Consider the following 12352-nt stretch of genomic DNA (forward strand, 5'->3'; position numbering starts at 1 on the left):
CCCCACACCCCTGTGCTCCGGCGTCCACGGAAACAACCTCCGCTCCCCCCACACCAGCACCCCGTTGATGAGCAGCCCCAGCACCCCCGCCCACACCACCCCCGCCAGCACGTCCCGCGTGCCGTCCGTGGCCAGCCCTGCCTGGGCGATGAAGATGCCGAGCCCTTCGCCGAAGCCGGAGAGGATCTCCGTGGCGACGGCCAGGATGAGGGCGACCGCCGCCGAGATGCGGATGCCGGCGGCGATGAAGGGGGCTGTGCCGGGCAGTTCGACACGCACGAGGACGGCGAGACGGCCGAAGCCGAAGGCGCGGAGGGTGTCCTTGGCCAGGGGGTCGGTCTCGCCGAGGCCGTAGACGGTGTTGAAGAGGATCGGCCAGACGGACGCGTACGTCACCAGCGCGACCTTGGTCTCGGTGCCCGAGCCGAGGAGGAGGGAGACCAGCGGGATCAGCGCGACGGACGGCAGCGGCCGCAGGAACTCGACGATCGCGCGTACGGCGGCGTCGACGACCGGCACGCTGCCGAGGACGAGGCCGAGCGGCACCGCGATGGCGCAGGCGAGCGCGAGCCCGAGCGCCCAGGCGCGCAGGGTGGCGGCGATGCCGTCCAGGAAGACCGCGTCACCCGCCAACTCCACCGCACGGGTGAGGACTTCGGAGGCGGGCGGGAGATAGCTGCGTCGCACCAGGCCCGCGCGGGAGACGGCCTCGCAGGCGCCGAAGGCCAGCAGCACACCCAGGGCGCCCAGCAGAAGCCGTTCCTGACGGCCGCGCTTCACGTCACCACGTCACTTGACCATCAGCGTCGCCGGATCGATGGGCTTCTTCAGCATCCCCTGCTTCTCCATGAGGTCGGTGAGCCGCGTGAGCTGCGCGGCGTCCATGGTGGGCGGGAAGACGGGCAGATCGATCGACTCGGCCTGCCGCTCGGTGACCTTGGTGTACGTCGGCAGGGTCTCGCGTACGACGGACGGGTCCTCCTCGGCGATCCGTACGGCCGCCTTGATGGCCCGCTGGAAGGCGGCCAGCGTCTTTCCGTTGCCGGTTCCGTCGGCGTAGTCACTGGTACTGATGTAGCCGCTCAGGGGAATGGACTCCACCGGCGCGGACGAGCCGTCGACGAGGACCCTGGCCTTCAACTCGTCCTGAATGGAGCTGTCGTAGGGCTCCACCGCGTGCACGGCGTCCACCTGCCCCTTGTCCAGGGCGGCGCCCATCTGCGGGAAGGGAATCGCCCGGTAGACGGGGCGGTCCACACCCTGTTTCTCCAGGATCTCGTTGAAGGTGAGCGACTGGACGTTGTTCAGGACGTTGACCGCGAGCTTCTTGCCCGCGAGGTCGGCGACGCTCTTGATGTCCGAGTCCTCGGGCACCAGGACGTCCATCATGCGGGGCGCGGCCCTGATCGCCTCGGCGACGATCCGGATGTCGAGGGTGCCCTGCTCGTGGGCCTGGAGATAGGTGACGTAGTTCGCGCTCGCGACCATGTCGATCTGGCCCTTGGCCAGGGCCGGCAGCGCCTGGAGGCTCTGCTGGATCTGCTGGATGCGGACGTCGAGGCCCTCCTTCTCGAACAGGCCGCGGTCCCGCGCGATATAGAGGGCGGCACAGTCGATCAACGGCAGCGCGGCCACTCTGACGGTCTCCCGCCCGCCGGCCCCGGACGCGGAGTCCCCGCCGTCGCCGCAGGCCGAGACCGCCACGAGCATGAGGGTGGCCGCGGCGGCAACGACTCCCCTCGTTCCCGTCGTCCCCGTCGTCCCCGTCGTTCCTGTCGTTCCCGTCGTTCCCGCGCGCAATTGACGTAACGCCATGACGACATGACTAGCAAGAATTTGTCATGATCACCACATGACCGCGTGGACGGCCGGACAGCACACCAACCCTGACGCGTCAATCTGTCGGTCTTCACCGATATGGGCCACCTTGGTCACATGACCTCCTTCACGCTCCCCCACGAGCTGCACGGCGATGGCGCCCACAAGGTGTTCGCCGTGCACGGCTGGTTCGCCGATCGGTCCGCCTACGCGGGCGTCCTCCCCGACCTCGACCGTACGGAGTTCACCTACGCCCTCGTCGATCTGCGCGGCTACGGCGACGCGAAGGGCGCCGTCGGCGCGTATACGACCACCGAGGCGGCCCTCGACCTGGTGGAACTGGCCGACCGGCTCGGCTGGGAACGGTTCTCGGTGGTGGGGCACTCGATGGGCGGCGCGGTCGGGCAGCGCCTCCTCGCCGTCGCCCCGCACCGGCTGCGCAGGCTGGCCGGCGTCTCGCCCGTGCCCGCGTCGGGGCTGGCGCTGCCGCCGGAGCAGTGGGAGATGTTCGCGGACGCGGCGCACACGCCGGCGAACCGGCGCGCCATCATCGACATCACCACCGGTGGCCGCCGACCGGCCGCCTGGCTGGACCGTGTGGTCGCCCGTTCGCTGGCGGTCAGCGACCAGAAGGCGTTCCGCGCCTGGCTGGACTCCTGGGCCGGGGAGGACTTCCACACCCAGGTCGAGGGCTCGCTGGTCCCCGCGCTGGCCGTGACCGGCGCCCTCGACCCGGCCCTGTCCGCCGACCTCCTCCGCCGGACCTGGATGACCTGGTTTCCGCTAGCCGAGTTGCATGAGCTCCCCTCCGCGGGCCACTACGCGATGGACGAGACCCCGCTGGAACTGATCCGCGTGGTCGAGGACTTCCTGCGCACGGACGGCACGGACGGCATGAGCGGCGCGGACGGCGTGGACGGCATGAGCGGCGCGGACGGCACGGACGGCTCGGACCGCGCGGCCGGAGGCGAGCCGGCGTGACCGTCCACGACGCGCCGCCCGTCCCCGACGTCTTCGACCCCCGCCAGTACGCCACCGGCGTGCCCTACGACTCCTATCGCGTCCTGCGCGACCACCACCCCGTGGCCCGGCAGGAGGAGCACGAGGTGCTGGGCTGGCCGGCCGGGCCCGGGTTCTGGGCGGTGACCCGGCATGCGGACGTGGTGCGGGTGCTCAGGGACTCGGCGGCGTTCTCCTCGTACATCGGCGCGACCCAGATCCGGGACCCCGACCCGGACGACCTGCCGTTCATCCGCCGCATGATGCTCAACCAGGATCCGCCGGGGCACGGCCGGCTGAGACGGCTGGTCAGCCGGGCCTTCACTCCCGGCCGTGTCGAACGGTTCACCAGGATCACGGAGCGGCGGGCCCGCATGCTCCTCGCCCAGGCCCTGGAGACGGCCCGCGCGACGGACGGCACCGTCGACCTGGTCACCGCCGTGACCGACGACTACGCCCTGCTCAACCTGGCCGACCTGCTCGGCGTGCCGGAGGCGGACCGCAAGCTGCTGCTGCACTGGACGCAGCGGGTGATCGGCTACCAGGACCCCGAAGAGGCGGGCCCGCCGGTGCTGGACCCGCACGGCAGACCGGTCAATCCCCGGTCACCCGCGATGCTGCGGGACATGTTCGGGTACGCCCGCCAACTGGCCGCGCACAAACGGCGGTTCCCCGACGACGACGTGATGACCACCCTCGCCCATGACGCCGAACTCGCGGGGCCCGAGCTGGAGATGTTCTTCTTCCTGCTCACGGTCGCCGGCAACGACACCGTCCGCAGCGCGGCACCGGGCGGGCTGCTGGCACTGGCGGAGCACCCGGATTCGTACCGGCGACTACGGGCCGGTCAGGTCGAACTCCCCGCCGCCGTCGACGAGTTGCTGCGCTGGCACCCGCCGGTCCTCACCTTCCGCCGCACCGCCGCACAGGACACGGAGCTGGCCGGCCGGCGCATTCGCGCGGGCGACAAGGTGGTCGTCTTCCACGCCTCCGCCAACCGCGACGAACGCGTCTTCACCGACCCGGACCGGCTGGATCTGTCCCGCACCCCGAACCCGCATGTCTCCTTCGGCGACGGTCCGCACGTCTGCCTGGGCGCGCACTTCGCGCGGCTCCAGCTGCGGGTGCTCTACCGGGAGGCCCTGCGGGTCCTGCCGGAACTGCGCACGGCGGAGCCCCCGAGGCGACTGGTGTCGAACTTCATCAACGGCCTCAAGTCACTGCCGGTGCAGATCACTTGAGCGGGACGAACTGTCGTGACGCCGTCGTCATCTCCGCACCTGGATCAGCGCGTGCGTTCCGCCCGTCCGCCACCGCTGTCCCTCCGCCGCCACCAGCGCCGCCTCCGTACCGGCGTCCAGGCCGGTGATCACGTCGGACTTCAGGGTGCGCAGGGCGGCGACCGGGCCCGGGAAGTAGGCGGTGACTTCGGCGAACGACGTGGTCGGCGGCCAGCGGTGGTCGCCGACGAGGCGACGGTAGTTGAGGTCGCCCTTGAGGACGGTGAGGGTGGCGGCGGCGAGCTCCGCACGGAGGTCGCCGGGCATGTCGGCGTACGGCAGCGGGGCGCAGGAGAAGGGGTGGGCGCGGACCGTGAGGCGGCCGTCCGTCATCGCGGACCAGAGGGCCTGGCCGTAGGTCGCGGCCGCGCCCGCTGCCGACGTCAGCCGGCGCAGGGCGTCGAGCACGTCGGTGTGCGTGGCGTCGGAGACGTAGTACGGATACGCCTTGATGTGCAGGACCGCCCGTCCGATCCGCCCCGTGGTGAGGAGGTGGGCGATGAGGAGCAGGTCGGGGACGAGTTCGCGGCCCGCGTTGTCGGCGATCAGGCACAGGGTGGCCGAGCCGGAGGGCGGGAGCAGCGACCAGAGGGTCGCACTGTCGTCGGCCACCAGGGGCGGGGTGTCCGAGGAGGTCTCGTCGTGCGCGGCCGACAGCCGGAAGCCGAGGTCCGCTCGGTTGCCCCAGAGGGAGCCGTGCAGCAGCGCCCGGTCCCGCTCGTCGTCGGGCAGGTCCGCGAGGGAGTCGAGGGCGGACAGTTCCTCGTCGGTCTCCGGGGCGTCGAGTTCCGCCGTCTTGGAGGGGCGGAAGGGGTCGATCCCCTGCCAGGGTCCGGGGGCGAAGTAGCCGACGGCTTGGAGGAGTTGGCGGTAGAAGTAGCTCTCCGACCACAGCCACGGTACGTCGAACCAGGACCGGCCGGTGTGGGCGTCGGCGCCCCAGGCCGTCCAGCGGTCGCGGTCGTGCGCGTCGGCGGGGAGCGGTTCGACCACGCCCTTGGTGCACTGCACGAGGAGCGCGTCCAGTGCCCGGTGCTGTTCGGGGCCGTACGGGAAGGACTCCCGCACCTGCCGGATGATCGCCGGATGCCGTTCGGCGAGGACGCTGTGCGGGAACGAGCCGGGTTCGTTCCCGAGGAGCAGGGGCGCGGGCGGGGTGTCGGACCTCTCGGGCATGCGCCTCACGGTACCGCTCGTGTCATACGGCTCATACGGCTCTGATCTCCCGCTCCAGCTGTGTCGCTAGCGTGAGGTAGCGGGCCCGGCGCGGTACCGGGACGAGGCCGCGGATCATGATGTGCCACATCTCGGCCACCCGGCGGGGCTGACGGGCGACGGGTTCGAGGGAGCGGCCGACGACGCGGGTGCCGACGAAGAAGCAGACGAGGGAGTGGGCGGCGGCCTCGGCGTCGATGTCCGGGTGGATGTCGGACTCCTTGGCGGCGCCGAGGAGTTTGCGGGTGGTGATGTCCAGCAGCTCGGTGTAGGGGTGCCGCAACGGCGGCCGTATCACCACTCCCCCGGTGGCCAGGCGCAGGCCGGCCCGGGGGATCGGGCCCTCGACCGACAGGCGCGCTATGCCGAACGTCGTGCGTATCAGGGCCTCCAGCGAGGTGTAGCCCCGGCCGTCCATCTCGGTCGCCACCTGCCGGGAGGCCCGGGACTGGAGCTCCATGATCGCCTGGGCGAGGTCCTCCTTGGCCGCGAAGTGGAAGTACAGGGCGCCCTTGGTGACTTGGGCCTGCTCGACGATGTCGCTGAGACTGGTCGATTCGTAGCCGTGACGGTCGAACAGTTCGGCGGCGGCTGTGAGGATCGTGGTGCGGGTCTGTTCAGCGCGTAACTGCCTCGCCATCAGCTGACTCTCCTGACGGAAAAGAACGGGTCATGCCGTTTGTTTTTTGCTGCCCGCACACGATATCTCAGTGCCCCTCCGTACCCACCCCGCACTCGAATACCGTCGACTCCCCCTGTCGTCCCACGACTTGCAGGTCGGTGCCGTGCGCTCCCGCCCGGGCCTCGGCCTCTATCCAAAGGGGCAGGTCAAGTTCCGCGTACTGATGGAAGACGGCATGGAACGAAGCCGCTGTCCGGGGGGCGGTCGGGGTGCGGGCCCGCACGGCCTGACGGACGGCCTCCAGGAGCAGCATGCCGGGTGCATGGTCGAGCGGGTGGTCGAAGAAAACAGCATGGCCGGTATCGACCCGCAGTTGCCAGCGGTCGGGATGCCCGGACGGGGCGAGGACGACATCCGCGGGCAGGGCGCGGTCCACCGCGGCGGGAGGCAGACCGGGCGGGGCCGGCAGCGCGGACACGGTGGCCGCGGTGCGGCCGCCGCGCAGTCGGCGGTAGACGGCCGCGCTGGTCCAGGTGGCGGCCACGTGCGCGGTCGCGACGCGCTCCTCGCCGAGGCGCACCTCCGCCTCGTACCGGAATCCGGCCGGGCGGCCGCCGCGCCTGGTGACCTCGGGGACCGTGATGTGGAGGACGGGTTCGGCGGGTGCGGCGCCCATGACCAGGTGCTCGGGATGCGTGGTGATCCGTAGTTCCTGGAGCACGAACTGGTGGCCCAGGGGCACTTCGTAGGCGGTGTGCGCGATGAGGGTGCCGGCCTGGCGGACGGTTTCCGTGACGAGCAGGGGTTCGTAGGACGAGCGGTCCGGCGACACGTGTAACTGATGAGCACGCGGCCACTCGGCGAAGACGGTGAACTGGTCTGTGGCGGTGCTGACCGCGCCGGTGAGAAACGTTTCCGCGACCGAAGCGCGGTGGACGAGCTGGCGAGGTACGGTGGCGGTCAGGCCGTCCGGTACCGTCGGGTGCTCGGCGAGCGGCGTTGTGGCGAGTGGCCGCGGATAAGGCATGTCCCCTCCTTGGGTCCCCCCGTATGTGCGCTGACAGACGGCGAGGTACCCGTGCCGCGAGCGTTAGAGTACGAGGCGACCGGTTTGTTTTCAATGCGGCCCTGGGTCGCCCGGCAGTGCCCGAACCGCTCCGGCGCACGCCCGGCGCAGAGGCCGACTCGGCGCAGCGGAGGGGCTGTTATGGCGAGGCAGGAGCGCGCCATCAGAACGCGGAGGATGATTCTCGAGGCCGCCGGAGCGGTCTTCGACGAGCACGGGTACACCGCGACGACCATCTCGATGGTCCTGGAGCGGGCGGAAGTGACGAAGGGCGCGCTGTATTTCCACTTCTCCTCCAAGGAATCCCTCGCCCAGGCCGTGCTGGACGAACAGACGCCGTTCGGAGCGGTGCCGCCGCAGCCGTGCAAGCTGCAGGAACTGGTCGATATGACCTTCGTGTTCGGGCAGCGGCTGCTCGGCAACTCCCTGCTCAAGGGCAGTGTGCGGCTGGCGGTGGACCAGAGCGCTCCGCGCGGCGTCGACCACTCCGGACCGTTCCGGCAGTGGGCGGACCTACTGGTCGGGCTCCTCGAACGGGCACGTGACCAGGGCGAGTTGCTGCCCACCGTGGTGCCGCGGCAGACGGTGGAGATGCTGGTCGGGGCGTTCGCGGGAATCCAGTTGATGTCCCGCGCGCTGACCGACCGGGCCGATCTGGCGGAGCGGATCTCGGTCCTGTGGGGGCATGTCCTGCCGAGCATCGCGGTACCGGGCCTGCTGCCCTGTATCGACCGGGAGCCCGACCGCGGGGTGCGTGTGCTGGCCGCCCTCGACGAGGCCGGTACCGGGCGGGTGGTCGTCGACGTGCCCGGCCGCTGAGCGGGCGCGACACCGACCGGAACGACGGTTTCAGTTCCAGCCGTTGGTGCTCGCAACGCACGACGGGCCGGCCGATGCCCCATCCGCATCGGCCGGCCCGCCCGTTTGTGGTGCGCGCCCGTTACGGGCGCGCGGTCGGTCGTCGGCCGCGAGGCCGACGACCATGTCGGCTAGAAGGTCAGCTTCCAGCTGTTGAGCCTGCCCGTGTCCTGGGTCGCCGTGTCCTGGACACGCAGCTTCCAGGTGCCGTTGGCGGTCTCGCTGGAGGCGTTCACCGTGTAGGTGGTGCTGACGTTGTCCGCGGAGTCCGAGGAGCTGGACTTCAGGCGGTAGCTCGTGCCGTCCGGCGCCACCAGGTCGATGACCAGGTCACCGCGGTAGGTGTGGGTGATGTCCACGCCGACCTGGAGGGCCGACGGGGCGTTGCCGCTGCGGCCGCTGACCGCGATGGAGGACTCGATCGCGGAGCCGTTGTCCGGGATGGCGACGGCCGTGGTGCTGGTGAAGGTGGTGCCCCCCGTGGAGCCGCCGGAGCTGCCGCTCACCGCCTGCGCCGTCTTGGCCGCGTCCGCGAGGCCCGCGCCGCAGCCACCGGAGCAGGTGCCGGGCAGCGTACGGGCGTTGGACTTGATCGCCGACTCGATCTGCGCCGGGGTCAGGGACGCGTTGGCCGACTTCATCAGCGCGGCGAGGCCCGCGACGTGCGGGGCCGCCATGCTGGTGCCCTGGTAGTAGTCGTAGCTCTCGGTGGACGGGCTCTTCGTGCCGGAGTTCAGCGTGGACAGGATGCCGCTGGAGGTCACCGAGTTGGTCTCGCCGCCCGGGGCGGCGATGTCGACGATCGATCCGAAGTTGGAGTAGTAGGAGCGGTTCCCCTGGCGGTCGGTGGCGGCCACGTTGATGACGTTGTTGCAGCTGGCCGGGGAGTAGTTGGCGGCGTTCGCGTTGCTGTTGCCCGCCGCGACGACGACCGTCGTGCCACGGTTCACGGCCGCGTTGATGGCGCTCTGGGTGGCGGCCGTGCAGGCACCGCCACCGCCGAGGCTCATGTTGATGACCCTGGCGACGTTGGTGTTCGCCGGGACGCCGGAGACCGTACCGCCGGACGCCCAGGTGATGGCGTCGATGATGTCGGAGTCGGAGCCGCCGCACTTGCCGAGCACACGCACCGGGGAGACCTTCGCGCTGTGCGCGATGCCCGCGACGCCCTTGCTGTTGTTGGTGACGGCGGCGATGGTGCCCGCGACGTGGGTGCCGTGCCAGGAGGAGTCGAAGGCCGGGTCGCCCGCCTGGCACTCGTTGGCGGCGGTCCAGTCGCCCGGGTCGGCAGGGTTGCTGTCGCGGCCGTTGCCGTCGTTGCCGACCGTGGCGTCGGAGATGAAGTCGTAGCCCGCGACGATGTTGGCGCCGAGGTCGGAGTGGGAGACGTAACCGGTGTCGATGACGGCGACGGTCACCCCGCTGCCGGTGGCGACGTCCCAGGCACCCGGCACGTTCATGCCCGCGGTGGACTCGAACAGGTCCCACTGCTTGCTGTACTCGGTGTCGTTGGGCGTGGCCAGCGGCTTGTTCAGCCGGTCCGGTACGACGTAGGCGACCTGCGGGTCGGCCTGGTACTCGGCGACGACATCGGCGACGTCCCGCTTGGTGAGCTTCTCGCCCAGGTCGACGAGGGCGGCGCCGGAGCCGAGGCGGCGCTGGAAGTCGACGTCCTCGCCGGCCTCCTTGCCCTTGGCGGCGGCGTCGGCCTCGGCGGCCTTGTTCGACTTGGCCTCGGCGGCGCCGGACTTGTAGCCGACGATGAGGCGCTCGGCCGGGGTGCCGGGGGCGGCCTCGGTACGGTCCGCCGGGACGGAGGCGGCGGCTTCCCGAGTGGGGGAGTCCTGGGCCACGGCGACCGAGGTGGTGGTGGCCGTGAAGAGCGCGGCGGAGACCGCGGCGACGGATATCAGCTTCCGTCTGAGAGACGCAGAGGTACGCAAGGGAGTGCCCTTTCGTGGCCGGCCGTACTCCGGGCAGCGCGGAGCGGCGGTCGATTCGCTTCGTCCTCGAAGCGGCGGGGGGTACGCCGAGAAGGCGGGTGGGGTGGGGCTATGCGACGAACGCAGGTGGGGCAGTGCGACGTGCGGGGCGCGCGGCGGCCGGCCTGGCGCGAGCTACGACCCGTTCGGGGTTGCCTGTGGGTCAGCTGTGGTCGAACGATAGGCAAAGAAAAGGTCATCGGGATACAGGGGAAACCCTCGATCCGGCCGGAACCCCACCCTCTGCCTTGGACGGTTGACCGGTAATGCCGGGCTTTGCCCGGCTCGTCGCGCGGTGAACGCGCCGGGCCGGTTTCCCGTACTGCACGAGGACCGTTCCCGCGTCGGCCGAGGAGACGTTCCGGATGTCCCGGATGCCCTGGATGAGATCACACCGCACCGCCCTGGCGGCCACAGCCGTCGCACCACTGCTGCTCACGGTGTGGGCGGCGGGCCCCGCGCGTGCGCACGGTGCGCCCACGGACCCGGTCAGCCGGGTGTACGCCTGCTCCCCCGACGGCGGCAGCGCGTCCCGGTCGGCGGCCTGCCGGGCGGCGGTCGCGTCGAACGACGCGCCCTTCACGGCCTGGGACAACCTTCGGATCGCGAACGTGAACGGCAGGGACCGGCAGGTCGTCCCCGACGGGGAGTTGTGCAGCGGCGGACTGCCCGCCTACCGGGGTCTCGACCTGGCCCGCGCCGACTGGCCGTCGACCCGGCTCACTCCGGGTTCCGCTCTGACCATGCGATACGTCTCGACGATCCCGCACACCGGCACCTTCAAGCTCTACCTCACCAAGCCCGGCTACGACCCGGCGAAGCCGCTGGCCTGGGCCGACCTCCCGGAGAAGCCGTTCGCGGAGGTGAAGGATCCGGCGTTGACGGACGGGGCGTACCGGATCAGGGCGGCGCTGCCGTCCGACCGGACCGGGCGCCATGTGCTGTACACGATCTGGCAGAACAGCAGCACGCCGGACACGTACTACTCATGCTCGGACGTGGTGTTCCCGGCAGGCCGGGACAGGGACGGCGACGCCGAGCCGAGCGGCGGCGGCGGCGGCGAGAGCACGGCTTCCGCCGCCGCGAACGCGGACCGCGACAACGGCCGTACGCCCGCCGGTTCCTCGTCGGCGGCCGAGCCGCGCAGGACCGACTCACCGACGCCGTCCGCCGCGGCCGACGCCCGGAGCCGCCGCACACCTGACTCCGCCGCGCCCGACAGCACGCCGGTGGCCGCCACCGGCGGCGCCGGTTCGGGGCCGTCGGCGCCGCTGCTGGCGGGCGGCGCCGCCGCGGTGCTGGTGCTCACCGGGGGCGCCGCCCTGGCGCTGCGACTGCGCAGGAGGTGAACTCCTGCGTGCCAGCCGTCAGTTGACGTACACCGCCGCGCCGCTGCTGGTCACCGGGGCGTACTTGGCGGTGAAGTAGCCGTTGGCGAAGCAGAGGGACGAGCCGGAGACCTTGGTGAACTGCGCGCTGGTGAAGTTGATGCTGTTGTCGGCGTTGCTCGCCGTGCCGGCCAGGCTGGGGGCCTGGTAGACGCAGTTGATGCTGCCCAGCAGGGTTCGCAGGACGACCGTGGTCTGGATGGTGGAGCCCGCGGCCGGGGTGACGGTGACGGTGCCGTCGGAGGACACGGCGGCGCTGTACGGCAGGTTGTTGACCGTGATGCCGGTGACGCCGAGTACGCCGACCACATTGGTGGTGCAGCTGGCGGCGTCGAAGGTGTGCGCGGAGACCGACTCCGTGGCGGTGCCGGGCGCGCCGGGGTTGTCCGTCACGGTGGCCGTGAACTGCGACGACTTGCAGGAGATGCCGCTCGTACCGGTCGCGCTGGAGTAGAACGTGGCGGCGGTGCCGCTCGCCAGCGGCGCGGTGAGAACCTCGCCGGCCGCGACGGCCGTACCGCCGACGGAGCCGGTGGTGAGAACGGCGCCGTCGGCCGCGGACGAGGGGGCCGCCATCGGGAGGGTGAGGGCTGCGACGGTGCCGGCGAGGGTGAGGAGGGTGCGGGTGCGCATGGGGATGTACCTCGGCTTTCGTTGCGGGGTGTGCCCTGAGGACAGCTGCGCTGCTCAGGGGGTTCGGGGGGTGGGGGTGCGCGAGTCGATGTGTGCCGTTGCCGGTCCGTGGCGCCTTCTCCGTACGTCACGGACCGGCAACGGCGGCCCGACCGGTGACCGGCCGGAGACCCTGGGGAGGGCTCCGGCCGGACCGGGCGGGGGGCGTCCGGCACGGACCGAGGGGGGAAGTGACCGTGACGGCGCCGTGGAGTGATCTCGCGGAATGTGAAGGACATCAGGTCCGGGAACGCGGGCAGAGGCCACGCGGCGGCGGATCCGGCGCCACGGATCCTGGGGGGAGCCAGGGCAAGTTGTAGACCTGAGGGTGAGTCAACGTCAAGCGTTGGCAAGGGAGTTGATGGTTCCCGCGGAACTATTCGAGGCCCCCGGGGGCGCGTGACTCACAAGCGGCACACAATCAACACTCCTTTTGCACAACTGCCTTGACC

Annotated in this window: 11 protein-coding genes; 4 read left to right on the forward strand and 7 right to left on the reverse strand. The window is 71.1% G+C overall.

The genetic code is table 11. The annotated features are described in order from the left end of the window. On the reverse strand, positions 1-780 hold a 780-nt coding region (locus ADK36_RS42645), incomplete at its 3' end, for an ABC transporter permease (protein ID WP_063784891.1). A 9-nt stretch (positions 781-789) separates the two neighbouring features. Next, positions 790-1710 (reverse strand): ABC transporter substrate-binding protein, encoded by a 921-nt coding sequence (locus ADK36_RS42650; protein ID WP_048586502.1) that lies wholly within the window; start codon positions 1708-1710, stop codon positions 790-792. Between the two features lie 225 nt (positions 1711-1935). On the opposite strand from ADK36_RS42650, the gene ADK36_RS42655 reads away from it, so the two are divergent. Together ADK36_RS42655 and ADK36_RS42660 are read left to right on the forward strand one after the other, a co-directional pair. Continuing rightward, positions 1936-2799, forward strand: a complete 864-nt coding sequence (locus tag ADK36_RS42655) for an alpha/beta fold hydrolase (RefSeq protein ID WP_053201448.1) — start codon at positions 1936-1938, stop codon at positions 2797-2799. Next, complete coding sequence (locus ADK36_RS42660; protein ID WP_048586504.1) at positions 2796-4058, forward strand: cytochrome P450; 1263 nt, start codon at positions 2796-2798, stop codon at positions 4056-4058. Before ADK36_RS42655 ends, ADK36_RS42660 begins: the two co-directional genes overlap by 4 nt. 27 nt (positions 4059-4085) lie before the next feature. On the opposite strand, the gene ADK36_RS42665 is transcribed toward ADK36_RS42660, so the two are convergent. From ADK36_RS42665 to ADK36_RS42675, 3 genes are all read right to left on the reverse strand, one after another. Next, complete coding sequence (locus tag ADK36_RS42665; protein ID WP_053201450.1) at positions 4086-5273, reverse strand: damage-control phosphatase ARMT1 family protein; 1188 nt, start codon at positions 5271-5273, stop codon at positions 4086-4088. Between the two features lie 31 nt (positions 5274-5304). Beyond that, positions 5305-5952, reverse strand: coding sequence for a ScbR family autoregulator-binding transcription factor (locus tag ADK36_RS42670; protein WP_048586506.1), 648 nt, complete (start codon positions 5950-5952; stop codon positions 5305-5307). 67 nt (positions 5953-6019) lie between these two features. Continuing rightward, on the reverse strand, positions 6020-6961 hold the full coding sequence (locus ADK36_RS42675; protein WP_078942832.1) for a ScbA/BarX family gamma-butyrolactone biosynthesis protein: 942 nt from the start codon (positions 6959-6961) through the stop codon (positions 6020-6022). 180 nt (positions 6962-7141) lie between these two features. On the opposite strand from ADK36_RS42675, the gene ADK36_RS42680 reads away from it, so the two are divergent. After that, positions 7142-7819: a ScbR family autoregulator-binding transcription factor gene (locus tag ADK36_RS42680; protein WP_053201452.1), complete on the forward strand. Its 678-nt coding sequence runs from the start codon at positions 7142-7144 to the stop codon at positions 7817-7819. 170 nt (positions 7820-7989) lie between these two features. Here ADK36_RS42680 and ADK36_RS42685 read toward each other — a convergent pair whose 3' ends face one another. After that, positions 7990-9801 (reverse strand): S8 family peptidase, encoded by a 1812-nt coding sequence (locus tag ADK36_RS42685; RefSeq protein ID WP_048586508.1) that lies wholly within the window; start codon positions 9799-9801, stop codon positions 7990-7992. Between the two features lie 413 nt (positions 9802-10214). Here ADK36_RS42685 and ADK36_RS42690 point away from each other — a divergent pair, with 413 nt between their 5' ends. Beyond that, a complete protein-coding gene (locus ADK36_RS42690; protein WP_053201471.1) occupies positions 10215-11189 on the forward strand; it encodes a lytic polysaccharide monooxygenase auxiliary activity family 9 protein in 975 nt (324 codons plus the stop codon). Between the two features lie 18 nt (positions 11190-11207). Here ADK36_RS42690 and ADK36_RS42695 read toward each other — a convergent pair whose 3' ends face one another. Then, positions 11208-11861 (reverse strand): hypothetical protein, encoded by a 654-nt coding sequence (locus ADK36_RS42695; protein WP_048586509.1) that lies wholly within the window; start codon positions 11859-11861, stop codon positions 11208-11210. Positions 11862-12352 lie beyond the last annotated feature (491 nt).

Origin of the sequence: Streptomyces viridochromogenes (genome assembly GCF_001270495.1) — a bacterium.
Lineage (GTDB): Bacteria > Actinomycetota > Actinomycetes > Streptomycetales > Streptomycetaceae > Streptomyces > Streptomyces viridochromogenes_A.

What these genes read in the sequence shown, in the direction of transcription:
- ADK36_RS42650 (WP_048586502.1), bottom strand. Translation starts at nt 1,710, where the DNA reads ATGCTCGTGGCGGTCTCGGCCTGCGGCGACGGCGGGGACTCCGCGTCC.
- ADK36_RS42655 (WP_053201448.1), top strand. Translation starts at nt 1,936, where the DNA reads ATGACCTCCTTCACGCTCCCCCACGAGCTGCACGGCGATGGCGCCCAC.
- ADK36_RS42665 (WP_053201450.1), bottom strand. Translation starts at nt 5,273, where the DNA reads ATGCCCGAGAGGTCCGACACCCCGCCCGCGCCCCTGCTCCTCGGGAAC.
- ADK36_RS42670 (WP_048586506.1), bottom strand. Translation starts at nt 5,952, where the DNA reads ATGGCGAGGCAGTTACGCGCTGAACAGACCCGCACCACGATCCTCACA.
- ADK36_RS42675 (WP_078942832.1), bottom strand. Translation starts at nt 6,961, where the DNA reads ATGCCTTATCCGCGGCCACTCGCCACAACGCCGCTCGCCGAGCACCCG.
- ADK36_RS42680 (WP_053201452.1), top strand. Translation starts at nt 7,142, where the DNA reads ATGGCGAGGCAGGAGCGCGCCATCAGAACGCGGAGGATGATTCTCGAG.
- ADK36_RS42690 (WP_053201471.1), top strand. Translation starts at nt 10,215, where the DNA reads ATGCCCTGGATGAGATCACACCGCACCGCCCTGGCGGCCACAGCCGTC.
- ADK36_RS42695 (WP_048586509.1), bottom strand. Translation starts at nt 11,861, where the DNA reads ATGCGCACCCGCACCCTCCTCACCCTCGCCGGCACCGTCGCAGCCCTC.